The organism is Streptomyces sp. SAS_272, from assembly GCF_052543235.1.
On record NZ_JBMNDR010000044.1, the window covers coordinates 36157 to 56779 of the forward strand.

Here is a 20623-nt window from a genome sequence, read left to right on the forward strand (position 1 = left end):
GCGTCATGAGCAGCGTTCCCCAACCGACCTCAGCAGCCCGGACCGCCGCCCGCAAGGACGGTGGCGGCAATGCCATGGCGCTGCTGGTCATCGCCTCGTGTCAGCTGATGGTGGTCCTCGACATCACCATCGTGAACATCGCCCTGCCGGACATCCAGCGCTCCCTGGACTTCTCCACGACGAGCCTGGCCTGGGTGGTCAACGCCTACACGCTCACCTTCGGCGGACTGCTGCTGCTCGGCGGGCGCACCGGCGACATCCTCGGCCGGCGGCGCGTGTTCGTCTTCGGCGTGCTGCTCTTCGTGCTCGCCTCGCTGCTGGGCGGTCTCGCCCAGAACGAACCCCAACTCCTCGCCGCGCGCGCCCTGCAGGGCGTCGGCGGGGCCATCGCGTCCCCGACCGCGCTCAGCCTCGTCAGCACGACGTTCCGTGAAGGCCCGGAGCGCAACCGGGCGTTCGGCGTCTTCGCCGCGGTCTCGGCGGGCGGCGGCGCGATCGGACTGCTCGCCGGCGGCATGCTCGTCGAGTGGCTGAACTGGCGGTGGGTGCTCTTCGTCAACGTCCCCATCGGGCTGCTCATCGCACTGGCCACGCCCCGCTACATCAAGGAGTCCGAGCGCCATCCCGGCCGCTTCGACATCGCCGGGGCGCTGACGTCCACCGTGGGCATGGTCCTGCTGGTGTACGGGTTCATCAGGGCGGCCCAGGAAGGGTGGCGGGACACCGTCACGCTGATCTCGTTCGCCGCGGCCGTCGTCGTCCTCGCCGCGTTCGTCCTCATCGAGCGGCGCTCCCGGCAGCCCATCACGCCGCTGCACATGTTCGCCGACCGCAACCGGGCGGGCACGTACGGCATCATGCTGTGCCTCGCCGCCGCGATCTTCGGCATGTTCTTCTTCCTCACGCTCTTCGTGCAGAACGTGCTCGGCTTCAGCCCGCTCGCGGCCGGTTTCGCCTTCCTGCCGGTGAGCGCGGTCATCGCGGTCGGCGCCGGACTGGCCTCACGGTTCCTGCCGAAATACGGCCCCAAGCCGTTCATGGTGGTGGGCGCGGTCCTCGCCGCCGCAGGCCTGTCCTGGCTGACCCTGACGGACGTGCACTCCACGTACGCGGGCAGCGTCCTCGGCCCGATGCTCGTCTTCAGCCTCGGCATGGGCATGGAGTTCGTCTCCCTGACCCTCATGGCGCTCTCCAACGTCCCCCCGCAGGAGACCGGGGCGGCCTCAGGCCTGCTCAACGCCACCCAGCAGGTGGGCGGGTCGCTCGGCCTGTCCATCCTGGTCACCATGTACGGCACAGCCAGCCGGAACGAGGCCGACCAGCAGGTCTCCGACTTCCTCGCGCAGGCGACCCCCGCCGAACGCCTGCGTTTCCGGCAGACCGGAGTGCTCCCCGACCCCTGGGGGGACGAGGTGCTCACCGCGGGCGTCTCGGCGGCCTTCGTCATGGCGGCGATCTTCACGGTCCTCGCCGCTCTGATCGCGGTGCTGGTCATCCAGGTCCGTCCGTCGGACCTGGAACGCCTCAAGGGCGGCACGGTCCCGGGCGGAGTCTGAGGGTTCACGCCGAGGCCGCGGCGGACGTCCGGACGGAGTGGGAGGCGCCCACCAGGACGATCCGGCCGTCACGGAGCGCCATGGAACGCCGACCTGAGCGAGCGCGGCCCTCACCCGGCGTGAGCGGACGGGTTTGCCGTCGGAGTGAGGGGCAACGCGGTGTCCATGAGTGAACCCAACAAGAAGACGAGCACCCATACGAACCCCTCTACGAAGGCGGACGCGGGCGACGGGTCCGCGGCACGGCGGGCGACCGCGGCCAAGGCCCGCCACACCACCGCCAAGGCGACGGCTCCCGCCGCACGCGCCGCGCGTGACGCCGCGACGAAGACCGACGACGCCGCCGCGGCCGCGAAGACCGGTGTCCAGCGCACGGCCGAGGTGACGACCGGCGCGGTGCAGAGCGCGGCGCACAGCGCCGCACGGGGCGTCGAGGCGAGCCGACAGGCGATCGTCACGACCTCGGGTCAGGTGGCCGCGACCGCGAAGACGGCCTGGACGGTCGTCGCGCACCGCAAGCTGATCGCGGCGGGCGTGGGCGCGGGGCTGTCGGCGCTGACCGCCGCCTCCTACGCCGTCGGGCGCCGTTCGGCCCGCCACGCGCACGGCCCGCTCACCCGGCTCACCGGCGGCCGGATCTGACCTGCCGCAGCCATGGCTGCGACCAGGGCCGTGCCAGGCCGGCCCCCGGCGCCCGCGCGCCGGGGGCCGGGGCCGTGAGCCGTCTCATCGCTCCAGCCCCCCGGGCTGTGCGGCCACCGCGCCTCGTCCGCACCGGCCTGGACGACGGCGCGGTCGCACCCGACCCCCACCGCGTCGCGCAGGCCGCCCGCTCACGCAGGCTGCCCCGCGTCACGCAGGCTGCCCCACATCGCGCAGGCTCTCCCGCAGCGCGCAGGCCCGCCCACCGAGCCGGGGCCGGACCGGCCACGGCGGCACCGTCTTCGGCAAGTCGTCGACCGCCGTCCCAAGTGCTGCCTGCCCGGCCGAGCCGTCCGCCTTCGACGCGGCGCCCCCGACCTTCGGCCGACCGTGCTCCGCACCCGCCGCCGGGACCGTGGAGGCGTGGCGGAAACCGAACGGATCAGTCGAGTCCGTAGCCGGACCGGACCGGGCGACGAGCGCGCCTCTCGGCGCATGAAACCGCCGGACGCGGTTACCCCCATTGTCATGGCAGCGACATCGAACTCCGACCACGACCACGCCATGGCGTCGGTGGCCGGTCGGGACACGGCGGGGCCGGACGAGCAGGTGGAGCGGCAGGAGCCGGGGGAGCCGGGTGAGTTGTCGAAGCGGTCCTGGTGGGCGGTGCTGAAAGGCACCGTGCGCGAGTTCCAGGACGACGAGCTCACGGACCGGGCCGCCGCACTGACGTACTACGGCGTTCTGTCGATGTTCCCCGCCCTCCTGGTGCTGGTGTCGCTCCTGGGGCTGGCCGGCAAGTCGGCGACCGACGAGGTCCTGGACAACCTGCGCAAGGTGGCGCCGGGTTCGGCCCGGGACATCATCAGCGACGCGGTCGCGGAGTTGCAGGGCCGGGGCGGCGTCGGCTCGGTCATGGCGCTGGTCGGCCTCGTCCTCGCGATCTGGTCGGCCTCCGGCTACACCGCGGCCTTCATCCGCAGCGCCAACGCCGTGTACGACATGCCCGAGGGGCGTCCGGTGTGGAAGGTGCTGCCGGTGCGCGTCGGCGTCACGGTGGTGCTGCTGGTGCTCGCCGTGGTCAGCGCGCTGATCGTGGTGTTCACCGGCGGACTGGCCCGCCAGGCCGGCGCCGCGCTGGGCATCGGGGACACAGCGCTGACCGTCTGGTCCATCGCGAAGTGGCCGGTGCTGATCGTGCTCGTCACCGTCATGATCGCCCTGCTCTACTGGGCGACGCCCAACGTGCGGGGGCGGGGCCTCAAGTGGATCACGCCGGGCAGTGTGCTGGCGCTGCTGCTGTGGCTGATCGCCTCCGCCGGCTTCGCGTTCTACGTGGCCAACTTCGCCTCGTACAACAAGACGTACGGCACGCTCGCCGGCGTGATCGTCTTCCTGGTGTGGCTGTGGATCAGCAACATCGCGATCCTGCTGGGTCTGGAGTTCGACGCCGAACTGGCCCGTCAGCGTGCCGTCGCGGGCGGTCTGGCCAAGGGCGAGGAACCCTACGTCGAGCCGCGGGACACTCGCGCGTGGAGCGAGGAGGACAAGCGCCGGGCGGAGTGACGCCAAGCAGACGCGGGGCGTGCGCCGTTCGCCGGGCACTCGGCCCCGGCCGCCCGGCCCCGGCCGCCCGGCCCCGGCCGCCCGGCCGCGGCGGCCCGAGGCGCGGGCGGCCGGACGGTTCAGCGCACCGGGAAGCCGAAGGAGTACCCCTGCTGCTTCAGCCAGGGCAGGACCTCGCGCAGCGCGGTCACGGTCTGGGAGCGGTCGCCGCCTGCGTCGTGGAAGAGGATGGTCGGACCGTTGCCCACCTCGCTCTTGACGTTGGCGACGATGGCGGCGGCCCCGGGCCGCTCGAAGTCCTTGGTGTCGACGTTCCAGCCCAGCGGTCGCATCCCGCGGGAGGCGGCGAGATCCCGGCTGTAGGGGGTGAACGCGCCGCCCGGCGCCCGGTAGTACAGCGGGCGAACGCCTCCGGACGCCTCGGTGATCATGCGCTCTGCGTCCAGGATCTGCTGTGACTGGTAGGCCTGCGGCTTGGTGTCCATGGAGGTGTCGTGCGAGACGGTGTGGTCGCACAGCCGGTGGCCCGCCGCCACCACGGCCTTCACCAGGTCCGGGTGCGCCTGGGCCTGGGTGCCCACCATGCAGAAGGTCGCCTTCACCCCGTTCTCCCGCAGCACGTCGAGGACTTGGGGCGTCCAGACGGGGTCAGGGCCGTCGTCGATGGTGATGTTGACGCCCCGGGGCCCGCGGTCGGAGGCGTGGGCGATGTCCACGGCGACCCGCGCCGGAGCGGACGCCGCCGGGGAGGGACGCGCGGACGCCTCCGCCCCCGACTCAGCCCCGCTGCCGTCGGCCTGCGCGGTCCACACCGAGGTGACGGCGGCCATCGCCGTGACCCCGACCGCCGCCGCGATTACCCGGCCGTACCAACCCCGCCCGCCATGCCGCGCCATGTCTGCCCTGTCCTTGTCGTCCCGGTGGAGCCCCTGCAGATGACAGGACGGAGAAAAGCGGCCGGGGGATCCCGCTGTTACGGATCACGGACAGTTCTGCGGGCGTTCGGCGACGCACGAACGTCCGCGTGGGCGACGGAAGTACGGCCCGGGCGAGCCGATGGCCACCCGGTGCGGGGACGGCGGTCGGCGTGAGGGCGCACCGATGAGGCGCCGGGAGCCGGCTCCGGAACGGGCCGACGCCCGACGCCCCGCAGTGGTCGGTGTCACCAGGTGTGGGCGACGTCCACCACGAGGTGGTCGGTCAGGCGCTGCACCCGGAAGGGCAGACGGGCGCGCACGCCGAGCCCGAACTGCGTCACGCCTTCGAAGCTTCCGCCGTACCGGGTGTCCCGGAAGGTGCTGTATCCGGCGAGGTTCACGCCCGGCAGGGGCTGAGCGGGCCGCCCCGGGTAGGTGGGCGTTCCGGTCTCCGGGTTGTAGGCCGGGGCGTGGACCCGCACCTCCAGGATCGCGCCGCCGCCGACGGGGATGGGCCGGCCCGACCCGTCCTGATAGAGCTGGTCGACGTACGCGACGGAGAAGCCGAGTCGGGAGGCGCCGGCACCGGGCACGTCGACGACGAACCGGTCGTAGCAGTCGTGGCGGCCGGTCCGGACGTCGGTCACAGGGGTCGCCGTGCTGGTGACGTAGGTTTCGGCCAGGCTGCCCCAGCCGGTGGGGCAGGCGGCGGCGGCCCGGGCGGCGGTCGCCGGGGCGGCTTCGGCCGGAGCCACGGCAACGGCCAGGGTGGCGGTCATGAGGGCCGCGGTGGCCAGGACGGTTCTGTTTCGCACCATGATCTCCCCCGAAGGAGTCGCGTGTCGGATATCAACTGAGACAACCTGAATGACCGGAAGGTTGCGCTGTCTCGTGCCTTATGTGGGGTGCGTCCGAGGATGCGGTGCGCCGGTGGTGCGCCTGGGGTGTGTGCGGCTCGTGCGGCCCGTGCGGCGGCCTCCTCATGCCGGTTCCTCCTCGTGCCGGTCTCTCCCCGTGCGGGTCCCTCCGCGTACGGGCCCTCCGCCTCCCGGTCCCTCCGCCTCCCGGTCCCTCCGCGTCCGGTGGCTCCCCGTGCCCCTGCCGGCGGGGTGGAGGCGGCGGCACGGACGCGGCCGTGGCGGTGCGTGCGTCAGCGGTGGCTTCGCCGACCCCCGACGGTGCGGCGGCGGGGCAGGGCGGACAGGCCTCGTTCGGCATGGGCGAGTTGGGCCGTGAGGCTGATCAGCCAGACCTCGAAGTCCACCAGTGCCGGCAACGGCGGCGCGGGCCGTGGACCGGGTGCGGGCTCGGCTCTGTCCCGCGGCGCGTGCGGTCCGTCCGTCTGCGGCTGCCCGCAGGCCCTCGGCGGCGGTTCCCCGGCACACAGGGCGGCCAGTCGGCCGATGGCGGTCACCGCCGCCCGGGCATCGGCCCGCGCCCGTGCCGCGGCGGCCGGCGGCAGCGGGTCGGCGGGCAGGTCGAAGCGGGGCAGCCAGTGGGCGCCGAGCAGGACCTGATGGGTGGCGATGAGCACGCTGTGCCAGTCGGCGCCGACGGAGGCGCCGGCGCCGGGTTCGCTGCGGAACTGGGCGTAGGCGGACTCGGCCAGGCGCATCCGGTGCAGGGCGGGCAGCGTCGGCGGAAGGGGCGCGGAGCCCGGCGGCACGGCCGTCAGCACCGCGAGGGTTGCGTCGATCAGCGGCCCGCACTCGCGCAACAGGCCGGCCATGGTCCGGCGCACCTCCCGCCGGGCGCCCGACGGCCAGGCGAGCATCGCGCACAGCAGACCGATGGCGCTGCCGGTCACCACGTCCACGATCCGGGCCTCGGCCAACTGCCAGGAAGCCGGGGCGATCTGGGCGAACGCGGTGGCCACCACGAGGGTGAACAGACCCTGCGCCCAGGCGATCCCCAGCAGGGGCCCGAGCGCGAAGGCGAGCAGCATGCCCGGCGCGAGGATCGCGGCGTAGGCGTCGGTATGCGGCCCGACGCCGATGAGCAGCGCGCCCGCGGCGACGGCGCCCACGAGGTTGCCCGCAACCGCCTTTCGGATGGCCGCCCAGGTCTCACCGGCGGTGGTCCGGCTCAGCGTGAGCACCGCCAGCAGTACCCAGAACCCGTGGGTCAGCTCCAGCGAACCGGCGACCAGGCGGGCCGCGCCGAGGGCGGCGGCGATCCGGACGGCGTTGTGGAACTGCACCGAGCGAAGGGTCATGTTGCCGACGATCCGGCGCAGCCACAGCCGGGACGCGGCCGCCTCCGTGTACCAGAACAGCTCCCGCGGCTCGATCGGCCCGGTGCGCCGCCCGTCGAGGCCGACCCGCACGGCGATCTCCAGCACCCGCACCGATTCGGCCATGCCCAGCAGTGCCGCCTGGCGCCGCACCGGCGCCCACCGCGAGGCCGGTGACATCGACTCCGCCGGCGTCGGGGCCGGCCCCGACGGGGCTGTCGACGCCGGCGGGGAGGCGGACGGGGGCGTCCCGGAGTGCTGCGGGCCGTGCCGTCCACGCAGCCGCTGGAAGGCCCTGATCGCCGCGTCCATGCGTTCCGGTCCTGGATCGACCCGGCCCGTGTGCAGCTCCGCGGCCGTTTCGTCGCACCGGGTCACGAGCCGGGGAAGCAGCCACGCGCACGCCGCGTCGTCCGGTGGGCCCACCGCGCCCTCGTCCGCCGGACCGCCGTCGCGGAGCAGGTCGCGCAGTCGGCCGGTCTCGGTGAGATGAGCCAGCTGTTCCAGCAGCCGGCGCGCTGCGGAGCCCGCCTGGGACAGGCCGCGGTCCGCACGGCTCGCGCCCGCGGGGCGTTCCGCGGGGGGAATCTGCGAGAGCCGCAGCCGGGCGCCGGCGGAACGCAGGACGTCGGGCGAGGGTCCGGCGCGGCCGGCGAGGGTGTCGCCCGCGATCGCCACGGCCCTCGCGAGACTCCACCGGTACGGCTCGCCGGCGGGCCGCGGCAGCAGGAACCTCTCGCAGAGCGTGAGCAGCACCACGCCCACCGCGAGTCCGGTCAGGCGCTGTCCCAGGGTCTGCGGCGCGTAGGGCGGGAAGCAGGCCAGGATGTAGAAGAGCTGCAGGCCCGGCGCCGCCCCGGCCGGACGGGGCCCCGCGACGGCGGCGAAGGCCAGGACGAAGCCGACGAAAAGCATGCCCATCACGGCCGTCCAGGTGTGCACGGCCAGCACGGTGCCCAGCGTCACGAGTGCCAGACCCGCGGGCAGCGCCTTGAGCATCACGGCGGCCCGCTGCCGTCCGGACCCCGGGATCGAGGACAGCAGCCCGAGAGAGATGGGCGCGAACAGGGAGTACAGCGCGGGCACCGGCTCGTCGAGCCCGTACAGGAAGACGTAGAAGCCGGTGGCGGCGGCCGCGGTCACCCGCACCGAGCGGCGCAGGATCTCGGCCCTTGCGCCGTCGGCCGTCACCGCGGCCCCCGGTCATGCGTCGTGTGGGAGTCCGCTGCCGGCAGGCGGTCCCGGTCCGGGTCTCGGCCCCGTCCCCGGTCTCGGTCCCGGACCGCAGGCCGCCGGCGCACAGCTGTGACGACGGCCGAAGCGGCCAGGACGGCCGCTCCGCCCAGACGCAGGATCGCGTCGTAGGCGGACTCGGGAGTCCGCTGCGGTGTCATGGCGGTGATCGCGGCCGCGGCCGCCGCGAGGGCGACACCGCCCAGTGTGACCAGGAACGTGAGCAGGACGCCCGACGCCTCGCCGGCCCGTTCGGGGGCCACGACCCGCTGGGTGGCGACGCCGGCGAAGGTCCAGCCGAGCCCGAGCCCCAGGCCGCACCAGGCGAACACCACGACGTACAGCCACCAGGCGGTCACCACGCTCAGCATGATCATGCCCGTGCCGGCGGCGGCCCCGGCGAGTGCCATCACCACCGTCGGCGGCAGCCGCCCGGACAGCCGCGCGCCGAGCGGTCCGCTGCAGGCGACGAGGACCGCGGGCGCCAGGAACACCACGCCGGCCTGGAGCGGCGTCAGCCCCCGCACCTGCTGCAGGTACAGCGTGGAGACGAAGACGGTGACGGCGTACCCCATGTTGCCGACCGAGCCCATGCCCGTCACCAGGACGTACGGAACGTTGCGGAAGCGCCGGGAGTCGACCAGCGGATGCCGGGCCGTCCGCTCCCGCAGCGCGAACAGCACGCCCGCGGCCACGGCGACGCCCAGCAGGATCAGGGTGCGGGCGTGGTCCCAGCCCCAGGCGCTGCCCCGCTCCACGGCCAGAGTGAGCGCCGCCAGGGCGCACACCAGGGCGAGCGCGCCGGCGAGGTCGAGCTGACGCGGAGCGCCGGGGTCGAAGGAGTCGGGCACGCACCCGTACGCCACGACCAGGGAGAGCGCGCTCAACGGGACGAGCAGCCAGAAGATCCAGCGCCAGCCGGGCCCTTCGGTGAAGCCGCCTCCGACGAACGGGCCGAGGGCCGTGCCCACGTTGGCGATCCCGAAGACAGCCCCCAGCGCCCGCGTGCGGGTCGTCTCCGGGAACACGTTGGTGATCACGGAGACAGCGACCGGGAAGACGAAGCCCGCGCCGACGCCCTGCACGATCCGTGCCCCCACCAGCGGCCAAAGATCCGGCGCGAGCGCGCAGCCGACGGACCCGGCGGTGAACAGCGCGGTCCCGGCGAGCAGAGCGCCCCTGCGGCCGAAGACGTCGCCCACCCGGCCGCCGACGATGAAGCAGCAGCCGACGGCGAGCATGTAGGCGGAGAGGGTCCACTGGGCGGCCGAGGCGGTGACGCCGAACTCCTCGGCGATCCCCGGGACCGCGAGGTTCAGCGCGAAGAAGTCGAGCTGGATGCAGAACAGCGCCAGCGAGACCGCGACGAAGGCGCCGGTGCGCGCGGCCGGGGAGAACTCAGCGCGCATAGCCAGGTTCCTCTCGGGCCGAGGCCGCCGAGGCGTGCCGGGCGGGCCGGGCAGGCGCCCTTCCCCCTCATTGTCGGCCGACCCCGCGCCTACCGCAGCCCGGCCCGGTGCGCATCCGGCCCGGTCGACCGGCTGCCCGGACCCGTTTCGGAGCCGGACGCGGGCGGGCCGGCCCTGGGCGCAGCCCCGTACGCCTGCCGTCGCTGCCGGCCGGCGATGACGCTCACCGCGCCCGGCCGAGGCGGCCCCCCAGCCGGGCGGGTGGTGCGGAGGTCCGACTCAGAGCTGGCCGGAGGCCGCGATGGTGATCTTCGCCGAGGTCGAGCCGCTGCGGGAGCCGAGCGCCTCGATCTTCTTGACGAGGGCCATGCTGTCGTCGTCGGCGACCTCGCCGAACACGACGTGCTTGCCGTCGAGCCAGTCCGTCACGATCGTGGTGACGAAGAACTGCGAGCCGTTGCTGTTCGGGCCCGCGTTCGCCATGGACAGCAGACCCGGCCGGTCGTGCTTGAGCGTGAAGTTCTCGTCGGCGAACTTCTCGCCGTAGATGCTCTTGCCGCCGGTCCCGTTGCCACGCGTGAAGTCGCCGCCCTGGAGCATGAAGGCGGGGATGACCCGGTGGAAGGAGGAGCCGGCGTAGCCGAATCCCTTCTCGCCGGTGGCGAGCGCGCGGAAGTTCTCCGCGGTCCTGGGCACCACGTCGTCGAACAGGTTGAAGTTGATCCGCCCGGCGGGCTCGTCGTTGATGGTGATGTCGAAGTAAACCTTGATCGTCATAGGACCATCCTGCACGCTCCTGCGAGTGCTGTCGCACTGCGGGTGCCGTGTTGCCCCTTATGTTCGGTTTGCGTAGCGAGTGTTCGAAGGGGCACGTCAGCGTGAAAGGCACCCGGCCGCGACCGCCGCGCCCGCCTCCGCCGGCGCCGGTCAGTCGACCGGCCAGGTGTGGGCGGGCGCGTTGAGGTGCATGTAGTCGATGTAGAGCTGCGTCATCCGCCGCAGTGCCTCGTGCCGGCCCGCGTGGGCGGAGGCGGTGATGCGGTGGAACATCTCCTTCTGCCAGACCGCCCCGTTGCGGCCGGTGACGCACCGCTGTTCGATGACGCCGAGCAGCGGCTCCCGCCAGGCCGCGTCCATCCCGGACAGCTCCAGCCCCCGGTGGGCCAGCGGCAGCAGTCGCCGCAGGACGAGCTCGGGCGCCGTGACCTCGCCCATGCCGGGCCAGTACAGCCGGGCATCGATGCCGTGCCGGGCGGCGGCGTGCAGGTTGTCCTCGGCGGTGCGGAAGGACATCCGCGACCACACCGGCCTCTCCTCCTCCACCAGGGCGCGGGTGAGTCCGTAGTAGAACGCGCCGTTGGCGAGGGTGTCCGCCACCGTCGGCCCGGCCGGCAGACAGCGGTTCTCCACCCGGACATGCGGCCGGTCGTGGGCGACGGCGTAGACCGGACGGTTCCAGCGGTAGATGGTGCCGTTGTGCAGGGTCAGCTCGCCGAGCTCGGGGACGTCGCCTCCCGCCAGGGTCTCGCGCGGGTCCTGTTCGTCGCACAGGGGGAGCAGCGCCGGAAAGTAGCGCAGGTTCTCCTCGAACAGGTCGAAGACGCTGGTGATCCACCGCTCCCCGAACCACACCCGGGGTCGCACGCCCTGTGCCTTGATCTCCTGCGGACGGGTGTCGGTGGTCTGCTCGAACAGCGGGATGCGGGTCTCGTGCCACAGCTCCCTGCCGAACAGGAACGGCGAGTTGGCCGCGAGCGCCACCTGGACGCCCGCGATCGCCTGGGCCGCGTTCCAGTAGGCGGCGAACTCGTCGGGGGAGACCTGGAGATGGAACTGGGTGCTGGTGCAGGCGGCCTCCGGGGTGATCGTGTCCGCGTAGGTCCGCAGCCGGTCGACGCCGTCCATCTCGATGTGCAGGTCCTCGCCGCGAGCCGCGAACACCTGGTCGTTGAGCAGCCGGTACCGCGCGTTCTCCGACAGCGAGGACGCTCCGACGTTCTCCTGCCGCAGGGTGGGCAGAATGCCGATCATGATCAGTCGGGCGCCGACCGAGCCGGCTCGCTCTTCGGCGTGGTTCAGGGCGGCCCGGATCTCGGATTCCCAGGCGTCGGGGCCGCCCTGCGTCAGCCGACGGGGCGGGACGTTGATCTCGAGGTTGAAGCGGCCCAGCTCGGTGGACCAGGCGGGGTCCGCGATCGCATCGAGGACCTCGGTGTTGCGCATCGCGGGTTCTGCCTCGGCGTCGACCAGGTTCAGCTCGATCTCCAGGCCCACCTGGGGCCGCTCGTACTCGAACCGCGAATCGCGCAGCATCTGCGCGAACACCTCGAGGCACTCCTGCATCTTGATCCGGTACCGGCGGCGGTCCTCGCGGGTGAAGACCAGCGCCGGGACGTCGCGTCCCATGGGCCCTCCCGGCGCGTCCCATCTCGGACGCCTCTCGCCTCCAGCGTCGCACTGCCGGACGACCCTCACCAGGCGACATGGGGGACGCCCCCGGCCGCACCCGTTCCCGCGCCGCGCCCTAGCCGGCCGGTCCGGCCAGACGTGCCGCCTGCTTCTCGGCGTCCCGTGCCGTCCGTTCGGCCCTTTTCACCGCGTCGTCGGCCGCCCGCAGCCCGTCCTCGGCGTCCTGCCGTTCCCGTTCGGCCCTCGACAGCTCCTCGCCCGCCCCGCGCAGCTCCTCCTCGGCCGCGGAACGCCGCTGTTCGGCGAGGCCGTGGCGGTCGCGGGCCTGCTGGAGCGCCGATGCGGCGTCCGCCCGGGCGGCCCGCAGGTCGTCCAGCACGCGTGCGGCCTCCTCTGCCGCCCGCCGGGCCGCTTCGAGCTGCTCCTGACGCCTACGGCGCCGGTCGGCGAGCTCGTCCTGCTTCCGTGACCGCGTCGACGGCCTCGGTGCCTCCACCCGGGCGCGCTCGCTCCGGCCGCCCGCCGCCGTGCCGGCCGAGGGGGCCGAGCGGGCCGGGAAGTCGGCCGGCGGGGTGAGGGCGCTCTCCAGGCGGCCGGCCGCCCAGCGGTCCGCCGCGTCCTGGTCGGCGAGAACCGCGCGCAGGGTGGAGTCGACGTCCTGCCGGGTCGCGTCCGACAGCCGGTGCCCGGCCTCGTGAGCCAGCTCGGCCGCCTGCCGGGACAGAGCCGAGACGATGCTGCGGCGCTGCTCGGACAGTTCCCTGACGCCGTCGGCGTCCAGCGTGCGGTAGGCCTCGCGAAGCGCCTGCCCCAGCTCGAGGAACCGGCGGCTCTCCTGCGGCCGGGCGCGCAACAGCAGGTTGGCCGCCCAGGCCGCCTGGGTCGGGCGGCGGGCGGCCCGGATCCGGCGGGCGTCGGCGGCCCGCCCGTCGGACCGGGCCGCGAGGGCCTCCTGCTCCCGCCGGGAGACGAAGTCGGACGGCGCCGTGGCGTAGAGCTCGTCGAGCACCTGCTCCACGCCGGCCTCCCCGTCCGGTCCCACCCGCTTGCCTGCCATGATCGTCAGCTTCCCCCCGGCCGGGCCGCCGCGCACCCCGGCCGACGGGTCAGCGGTTGGCCAGCCGGTCGAGATCCTCCTGGGTGCCGTTGAAGACGTCCCCGGTGGCCGGGGCCCGGATGCCGTCGAAGAGCGCGGACTCGGTGTACTGCCACATGAGCCAGGAGCCGGAGCCGTTCGGCAGAGGCGGCGCGGTGATCGGCTGACGGTAGTCCGCGAGCTGCAGCGGATAGGCGGCGAAGGCCGGGGTCGACCCCAGGCAGTCGTCGAGGAACGACTTCTGGGTGTAGACGACGGGCCTGCGGCCGAAGGCGGCCTCCACCGTGTCGAGCCAGGCGGTGGCGTCGGCGACCGTCAGATGGGTCGGGCAGCGCCCGCTGCCGTCGTCCATGCGCTCCAGGTCGAAGACCGGCGGCAGGTCTCCGGGACGCTGTCCGGTGTAGCCGGCCGCGCGCACCGCGGCGATGAACCGGTCGGCCTGAGCGGCGCCGGTGCCGGCGGCGGCGCCGGTGTAGAAGTGGTAGGGCGCGACCGCGAGCCCCACTGCCCGGGCGGCGTCCATGTCGGAGGCGAGGTACTCGTCCGTCACGTCGAGCCCTCGGGTGGCCTTGACGGTCGCGAACTCCACGCCCGCCGCCCGCACCGCGGCCCAGTCGATCGCAGCGCCGCCCGGATGCTGGTACTTGGCGGTGTCGAGACCGTCGATCGGATACCCGGCCGGCCGAGGCGGCGTGCAGTAGGCGTCGCGGCTCGACCAATCGGCCAGCCTGGCCCAGGTGTTGGGGCCGACGACGCCGTCCGTGCCCAGGTTGGCGCACATCTGGAACTCGACGACCCGGTTCTCGGTGCCGCCGCCGAAATCGCCGTCGATCGTGAGCGGCGGGTAGTGGCCCGGTTCCATCGCCAGGTTGAGACGGCACTGCAGTTCTTTGACCTCGACGCCCTTCGCGCCCCGGCGCAGCGTGGGACGTGTGTCGGTGTGTCCGCACACGGAGGCCTGCGGGGCGCTCGGCGTGCCGTCGGGCGTGCAGGGCTGCGGATGCGCGGCCCGGGCGTTGAGCGCGGCCCAGGTGCCGGGCCCGATCGCCCCGTCGGCGGTGAGTCCCGCGCACCGCTGGAAGGTCCGGACCCGTTCCGCGGTGCCGGCCCCGAAGGATCCGTCCGCCGCGATCGGCGTGTGGCGCCCGGACTTGGCGGCCAGGTTCAGCTCGCACTGCGCCTCGCGCGTCGCGAGACCCGCCGATCCCTGTGCCAGCGGCGGCTGTTCGGCGGTGTGACCGCACACCGCGGTCGCTGCCACGACGCCGGGCCCGGCCGCGTCGGCCGCCGCCGCGGCAACCGGTCGTGAGGCCGGCGGGCCGCCGGGGGACGCCGCGTCGCTCCGGGCCGCCCCGGCGAGTCCGACGGCTGCCGTCAGCAGCATCGTGGCGAGGAAGGGAGCCGGGCGACGAGCCAGATGCCGAGCCGTTCTGGTCATGGGATTCCTTGTCCTGGTTTCTGGGCCCCGGCCATATGGCCTGCGGCCTTGCGGCCTTGCGGCCTTGCGGCCTTGCGGCCCTGTGGCCTGTGGCCTTGCGGCCCTGTCGTCCGTGGTCTGTGGTCTGTGGCGGTGCCCGTGTTCCGGGGTGCTTGTCGTGTGCTCGGGCGCGGTGTCCCGGGCGCCGCGCCGCGAAGTGGTGGACATGGCCGGTCGCGGCGGCAGGGCGCGCGGTGGCCGACGCCGGGCCCTCCCCCGAGGGAGCCCGGCCGCCAGAGCCGGGCGCCGCGCCCAACTCCGCGGCGCCCGCACGCCTTTCGGCGGGACCGACGCTGTCACGGACCGGCCGCGACGGAACAGCGCAACGCCTCCCCGTGGGACACGAAGCCGACGAAGGGCGCGTGACCTGGTGCTTCCCGCCGGCTGCTGAGACCGGCGCGGGACGGCACCCGCCGGAGCCCCCGGTGGACGGCGGACGGGAGCGCGGCGTCCCGGGCGTCGCGGACACCGCCGCGGACAGGTCGTCGTCGCCGCCCGGTGCGGGCCCGGTCGGCCCGAATACCGGGCCCCGGCCGTCCGGCTCAGCACATGCGTCACCGGTCGACCGGGCGCAGACTGAGGTGATGACTGGCATGTACACCAAGCACCGGGCGGGGAACACACCGGCGGGCCGGGGTGCGCCGTCACCGTCGGTGGCGCTCGCGGCCATGATGTTCGCGGTCGCGATGACGTTCATCGACCAGACCATCGTGGCGATCGCGACGCCGGACATCGTCGACGAGCTGGGCCTCTCGGCCTCCGGCATGCAGTGGGTGGTCAACGCCTATCTCCTGGCGCTGGCCGCCTTCTTCGCCCTCGGAGGACGTCTGGCGGACCTGTTCGGTCCCCGCCGCATCGTCGTGATCGGCACCCTGGTGTTCGTGATCTCGTCGATCCTGTGCGGCTGCGTCCCTCGCGGCGACTTCGCCCTGACCTGGCTCGTCGTCTTCCGTTCGACCCAGGGGCTCGGCGCCGCACTGCTCTTCCCCGCGGCCCTGGCCGTGGTCGTGGCGGTGTTCCCGGTGGAGCGACGCGGTCGCGCGCTCGCACTGTTCTTCGGTGTCACCGGCGCGCTGACGGCGCTGGGGCCGCTGCTCGGCGGCTGGCTCACGGACTGGACCTGGCGCGCCATCTTCTGGGTCAACGTGCCCGTGGCCGTCGTCGCGCTGATCCTGACGGCGCTCGCCCGCGTGTCCGACCGCCGCCGCGACGAGAAGCTGGACGTGCCGGGCGCGGCGCTGATCGCCCTCGGCATGGGCGCGAGCGTGCTCGGCTTCCAGCAGGCCTCGGCGTGGGGCTGGGACAGCGTGCTCACCTGGGTCTGCATCGTGGGGGGCCTGGCCGTGCTGTGGCTGTTCTGCCGCTACGAACTGCGCACGGCCAGCCCGTTGGTCAGGCTCGCGGTCTTCCGGGACCGGGCCTTCGTCGTCGACTCGGTCGTGCTGTTCTTCGCCATGCTCGCGTTCGTCCCGCTGTTCTTCTTCGCCTCCGTCTACGCCCAGGTGTCCTTGAGCGCCTCGCCCAACCAGGCGGCGCTGTACCTGCTGTACTTCTTCGCGGGCTTCGCGCTCGCCTCGCAGTGGGGCGGGCGGATCCTCGACAAACGCGGCGCGCGGCCGGCCCTGCGGATCGGCTGCGTGGTCGGGGCCGTCGGGTTCGCCCTGTGGGCCGGGAAGCTGACCGATCTGTCCATGCACGACCAGTGGCCCTACGCGGCTCTCGCGGGCGCCGGGATCGGCTTCATCCTCGCTCCCGCGTCGACGGACGCCGTCAACCGGGCGATCGACGCCTCGTACGGCGAGGTCACGGGCATCACGCAGACGATCCGCAACTACGCGGCCAGCGTCGGCCTGGCCCTCTTCAGCACGCTGCTGACCCACGCCATGACCGACAACGTGCGCAACACGCTCGAGTCGCGCGGTGTGCCGTCCGGAGCCGCGAGCGACGCGGCACGGGGGGTCGCAGAAGCGGTGACGGGAAACGCCGACAACCGGCAGCCCAGCGGAGACGGGCCGGTCGCGACCACGGTGCGGGAGTCGATGTCCGCGATCCGCATGGACTTCGCCCAGGCCAACCAGTGGGTGTTCTACGGGATGGCCATCGCCCTGGGCATCGGGTTCCTGTGCGCCGGCCGTCATCCCGGCGGCGCGGTACAACCCGACAAGGCGTCGCAGGAACCGCTCGCACGGCGCTGAGAACGCCCGTTCAGGACCGCGCGGACCGGGCCGGGGAGCCCGTGGGGGCCGCCCCGGCCGCGCTGTCAGCGGCTGCGCAGGGCGCTGGTGGTGAAGAATCCCGTGGCCGCGGCGCTGACCAGGGCGCAGACGGCGAGCAGAGCGGTACGTCGCATCGAAGGGCCTTTCCCGTGATGACGTGATGACGGATGGGGCCTGCACAACGCGGAACCGCCCCGTCCCGCTTCGCCCGAGGGCCGAACCCACCCATACGGACGCGGCCAGGCGTGCACGCGGCGCGCGCGGCGGGCGGTCGGCCCCGCCGGGCGGTCAGCCCTTCGCCGGCACCGGTCGACGCAGCAGGTAGGCCGCCGCCAGCGACACGAGTACGGCCATGGACGCGATGAACACCAGGCCGGCGCCCTCCAGGCCGAGGGGGCCGACCAGCACGCCCACACCGATCACCGGCACCGAGATGCCCGTGTAGGCCACCACGAAGAGCGTCGAGATCACCGCCGCGCGCTGCTCCGACGGGGACGCCGCGGCCACCGCGGACAGCGCCCCACGGAAGGTCATGCCCTGTCCGGCGCCGCCGACCGCCGCGCTGAGCACGACCAGGGTGAGCAGGTCCCAGCGCAGCGCGCCCGCGAGCAGCGCCAGACCGGCCAGGAGCACGGCGCAGCCCAGCGGCAGCGACCGTGCGACGCCGACGCGTCCGACGGCCGTCTGCCCGGCGACGGAGGCGAAGAAGGCCAGCGCGACGACGAGTCCGCTCACGGCGTGGTTGCCGACGTCCAGTGACCGGGCGAGGAACGCCGGGCTGACCGAGGTGAACACGCCGAACAGCGCGAACCCGGCGAAGGAGGCGGCGGCCGCCGGCCCGAACACCGTCCGCACCTGCGACGGCAGACCGGGCCGCTGTGGACGCACCGCGCCGACCGGTCCCCGGTCCGCCACGGTCTCCGGAAGGCGCGCGAGGACGGCGGCCGAGCCGGCGATCAGGACGAGGTGCACGGCGAACGGCAGGTACAACGGCCGGTCCGCGTACTGCGCGAGCACCCCGGCCAGCAGCGGACCGCAGCCGAGGCCGCCCATGTTGGCGGCCGTCGCCACCAGGGTGGCCCGGGGGGCGCCGTCCGGCGGGGCGAGGTCCATCACGTACGCCGTGGCGGCCCCGGTGCACAGGCCGGCGGAGAACCCCGACAGCAGCCGCCCCGCGTACAGCCAGCCCAGCCCGGTGGCGCACAGGAAGCAGACCGCGCTCGCGGCCGCGAAGCCCAGGCCCCACAGCAGCACCAGACGTCTGCCGACGGTGTCCGAGGCGTTGCCCGCCAGCAGCAGCATCCCGATGACGCCGAAGGCGTACACGGCGTACACGACGGTGACCGTCAGTTCGGAGAAGCCGAACTTCTCCTGGTACAGGCCGTAGAGAGGGGTGGGCAGCGTGGTGCCGGCCATGCACACGGCGAACACGGCGCCGGCGAGGAGACTCCGGAGCCGGCCTCGGCGTTCACGGTCCATGCGGGCGACAGTAACCCCGTGCGCCGCCCCGGCGACCGACCGGCGCGCGTCGGCGCGGTCGGCTCCGGGGCGTCCGGCGGTGTCAGCCGGCGTACACGCGGCCCTGCTTGACGAGATACCGCGCCGTTGCCGAGCAGCCCAGCGACAGCAGGAGGCCGGGCACGTCGCCGTCCACGACGCCCTCGTCGACCGCCAGTCCGATGAGCACCGGCACGAGAGCCTCGCCCGTCTGGTGGCCCATGCCGAGGACGGCGCCCAGGGCGACGTCGCGGCGCTGTTCGCGCACGGCCCGGCGCAGGACTCTCCGGCCGGGCGGATCCGCCTTCCTCACGTGTCCCTCCGGACCGATGACGCACGGCAGTTGACGACGCTTCGATGAACTTAGGTTAGCCTAACTTCATTTGTCGATCGGTGCCAGCGCTCCTCGCCGGTCGATCACGCATCCGTCGCGTCGCGAGGCCCGCTGCGGCGCTGTCCGTTCCCGGTCCGCCCGCCGCAGTGTGACCGCCTCCATTGCGCCGGCAGCGCCACAGCGGCGACTCTCTCCTCGCACGTTTTTCCGAAGAACCGTTATCCGGTGCTCCCGCGGCGATCCCCGAAGCGAGGGACAGCATCGTTCGGAGTCGAGGACAGGGAAGCAGCAATGAGTGAACGGCACACGGTGGACGCGGCGGAGCTGGTGAGGGCCGCCCGGGCGGGCGACCAGGCGGCTCAGGACGCGCTCGTCGGCGCCTACCTCCCGCTGGTCTACAACATCGTGGGCCGGGCGTTGAACGGTTCGGTGGACGTGGACGACGTCGTGCAGGACACCATGCTGCGAGCCCTCGACTCGCTGAGCACGCTGAGGTCGCCCGAGAGCTTCCGCTCCTGGCTGGTGGCCATCGCGTTGAACCAGGTACGCGCGCACTTCAACCGCCTCCAGCCCGCTCAGGGCGGCATGGAGGAAGCCGACGAGGTGGCCGACCCGGGCGCCGACTTCGTCGACCTGACCATCGTGCAGCTGCAGTTGTCCGGCCAGCGGCAGGAGACCGCGCGCGCCACGCGCTGGCTCGAGCCCGAGGACCGCGGCCTGCTGTCCCTGTGGTGGCTGGAGTGCGCGGGCGAGCTGACCCGCGCCGAGATCGCCGACGCCCTGACGCTGACACCGCAGCACACGGCCGTGCGCGTGCAGCGGATGAAGGCGCAGTTGGAGGCGGCGCGGGTCGTGGTGCGGGCGCTGGACGCACAGCCGCCGTGCGCGGAACTGCGGGGCGCCCTTGCAGGCTTCGACGGCCGGCCCTCGGCGTTGTGGCGCAAGCGCATAGCCCGCCACGCACGCGGCTGCGCCCGGTGCTCGGGCCTGTGGAGCGGACTGCTGCCCGCGGAGGGGCTGCTGGCCGGGCTGGCGCTGGTCGCGGTGTCGTCCGCGCTCCTGGCCAAGACCCCCGGCGCCGCCGACACCGTCGCCCTGGCCGCCTCGGCCACCCCGCCGACCGCGGACGGGGATCCCACCGTGATCGTGCGGACGGGACGCCGCGCCTCCGGCGACCGCGGCGGCTCGCGCACCGCGGCCCGCCGCCGGCGGCGCACACGGCGGCGGGCGGTCGGCGGTGCGGTGGTGGCCGCGTGCGTGGCGGGCGGCGGGCTCTACTGCTTCGGGATGCAGCCGGACACGGGGTCCGGGCAGAGCACCGCGGTGCAGCCCGCGAACGACGCCCTCGTCTCGGACCGGCCGTCCCCCGACGCCGACCGCGAGAGTCCGTCGCCCTCGCCGTCCCCGTCCGTCCCGGCCTCGCCCTCGGCGTCGAAGTCGCCGGCCGCGACTGCCTCGCCGAGCGCCCGGGCCTCGCGCAGCGCCCCGGCGAAGACACCGGCGAAGCCGGCCGCCGGCGCTCAGCGGTCCACCTCGAGGACGCCGTTCGCCCAGTCGGGTTCGTCCGACCGCGAGAGCCAGGTGATCGCCCTGGTCAACGAGGAACGGGCGGCCGCGGGCTGCGGCCCCCTCACCGGAGACCCGCTGCTGCACAAGTCCGCCCAGGGCCACTCGGACGACATGGCGGCGCGCGACTTCTTCGACCACACCAACCCCGACGGCGCCGACCCGGGAGCGCGCATCACCGCCGCCGGTTACCGCTGGTCCACGTACGGCGAGAACATAGCCAAGGGGCAGCAGACGGCGCAGTCGGTGATGACGTCCTGGATGAACAGCCCCGGCCACCGCGCCAACATCCTCAACTGCGACTTCAAGAACATCGGCGTGGGCATCCACGACGGCGCCGGCGGCCCGTGGTGGACGCAGAACTTCGGCGCCAAGCTGTGACCGGGTGACCGGGTGACCGGGTGACCGGGTGACCGGTTGACCGCATGACCGGGCGGCCGGGTGACCACGTGACCGGCGGGCTGTGGTCGCG

At 73.7% G+C, this 20623-nt stretch carries 14 protein-coding genes and 1 pseudogene; 5 read left to right on the plus strand and 10 right to left on the minus strand.

What is annotated here, in order from left to right; all coding sequences use genetic code 11:
* The first annotated feature begins 5 nt into the window (after positions 1–5).
* The 3 genes from ACN6LD_RS23965 to ACN6LD_RS23975 all read left to right on the plus strand — a co-directional run bounded on the left by ACN6LD_RS23965 (position 6) and on the right by ACN6LD_RS23975 (position 3764).
* The gene (locus ACN6LD_RS23965) at positions 6–1556 is read left to right on the plus strand and encodes an MFS transporter (RefSeq protein WP_415924836.1); all 1551 of its coding nucleotides are present in this window, start codon (positions 6–8) and stop codon (positions 1554–1556) included.
* Between the two features lie 165 nt (positions 1557–1721).
* Entirely contained in the window at positions 1722–2198 is a 477-nt protein-coding gene (locus tag ACN6LD_RS23970; protein ID WP_319188389.1) for a hypothetical protein, read from the plus strand.
* A 564-nt stretch (positions 2199–2762) separates the two neighbouring features.
* Positions 2763–3764 (plus strand): YihY/virulence factor BrkB family protein, encoded by a 1002-nt coding sequence (locus ACN6LD_RS23975; RefSeq protein WP_445044239.1) that lies wholly within the window; start codon positions 2763–2765, stop codon positions 3762–3764.
* A gap of 119 nt (positions 3765–3883) precedes the next feature.
* On the opposite strand, the gene ACN6LD_RS23980 is transcribed toward ACN6LD_RS23975, so the two are convergent.
* From ACN6LD_RS23980 to ACN6LD_RS24015, 8 genes are all read right to left on the minus strand, one after another.
* Positions 3884–4660: a polysaccharide deacetylase family protein gene (locus ACN6LD_RS23980; protein WP_445044217.1), complete on the minus strand. Its 777-nt coding sequence runs from the start codon at positions 4658–4660 to the stop codon at positions 3884–3886.
* A gap of 266 nt (positions 4661–4926) precedes the next feature.
* Entirely contained in the window at positions 4927–5499 is a 573-nt protein-coding gene (locus ACN6LD_RS23985) for an AMIN-like domain-containing (lipo)protein (protein ID WP_319188394.1), read from the minus strand.
* A gap of 332 nt (positions 5500–5831) precedes the next feature.
* On the minus strand, positions 5832–8105 hold the full coding sequence (locus ACN6LD_RS23990) for an FUSC family protein (RefSeq protein WP_445044218.1): 2274 nt from the start codon (positions 8103–8105) through the stop codon (positions 5832–5834).
* The gene (locus ACN6LD_RS23995; RefSeq protein WP_445044220.1) at positions 8102–9556 is read right to left on the minus strand and encodes an MFS transporter; all 1455 of its coding nucleotides are present in this window, start codon (positions 9554–9556) and stop codon (positions 8102–8104) included. The genes ACN6LD_RS23990 and ACN6LD_RS23995 overlap by 4 nt, the downstream gene beginning before the upstream one ends.
* A gap of 279 nt (positions 9557–9835) precedes the next feature.
* Positions 9836–10333, minus strand: coding sequence for a peptidylprolyl isomerase (locus tag ACN6LD_RS24000; protein WP_057581125.1), 498 nt, complete (start codon positions 10331–10333; stop codon positions 9836–9838).
* Positions 10334–10483: 150 nt separating this feature from the next.
* Complete coding sequence (locus ACN6LD_RS24005; protein ID WP_445044221.1) at positions 10484–11962, minus strand: glutamate-cysteine ligase family protein; 1479 nt, start codon at positions 11960–11962, stop codon at positions 10484–10486.
* A gap of 118 nt (positions 11963–12080) precedes the next feature.
* Positions 12081–13022 carry a hypothetical protein gene (locus ACN6LD_RS24010; protein ID WP_445044222.1) on the minus strand — a complete coding sequence of 314 codons (942 nt, stop codon included), beginning with the start codon at positions 13020–13022 and terminating at the stop codon, positions 12081–12083.
* Between the two features lie 49 nt (positions 13023–13071).
* Positions 13072–14499, minus strand: coding sequence for a GH25 family lysozyme (locus ACN6LD_RS24015; RefSeq protein WP_445044223.1), 1428 nt, complete (start codon positions 14497–14499; stop codon positions 13072–13074).
* A gap of 632 nt (positions 14500–15131) precedes the next feature.
* Between ACN6LD_RS24015 and ACN6LD_RS24020 the strand changes: the two genes are divergently transcribed.
* Complete coding sequence (locus ACN6LD_RS24020; protein WP_445044240.1) at positions 15132–16733, plus strand: MFS transporter; 1602 nt, start codon at positions 15132–15134, stop codon at positions 16731–16733.
* Between the two features lie 309 nt (positions 16734–17042).
* Here the strand turns inward: ACN6LD_RS24020 and ACN6LD_RS24025 are convergent, their stop codons facing one another.
* Together ACN6LD_RS24025 and ACN6LD_RS24030 are read right to left on the minus strand one after the other, a co-directional pair.
* A complete protein-coding gene (locus tag ACN6LD_RS24025) occupies positions 17043–18233 on the minus strand; it encodes an MFS transporter (protein ID WP_445044224.1) in 1191 nt (396 codons plus the stop codon).
* 127 nt (positions 18234–18360) lie between these two features.
* Positions 18361–18564, minus strand: a pseudogene (locus tag ACN6LD_RS24030) (ABC transporter ATP-binding protein); the annotation flags it as partial.
* A 312-nt stretch (positions 18565–18876) separates the two neighbouring features.
* On the opposite strand from ACN6LD_RS24030, the gene ACN6LD_RS24035 reads away from it, so the two are divergent.
* Positions 18877–20532, plus strand: a complete 1656-nt coding sequence (locus tag ACN6LD_RS24035; RefSeq protein WP_445044225.1) for a sigma-70 family RNA polymerase sigma factor — start codon at positions 18877–18879, stop codon at positions 20530–20532.
* Positions 20533–20623: the final 91 nt, after the last annotated feature.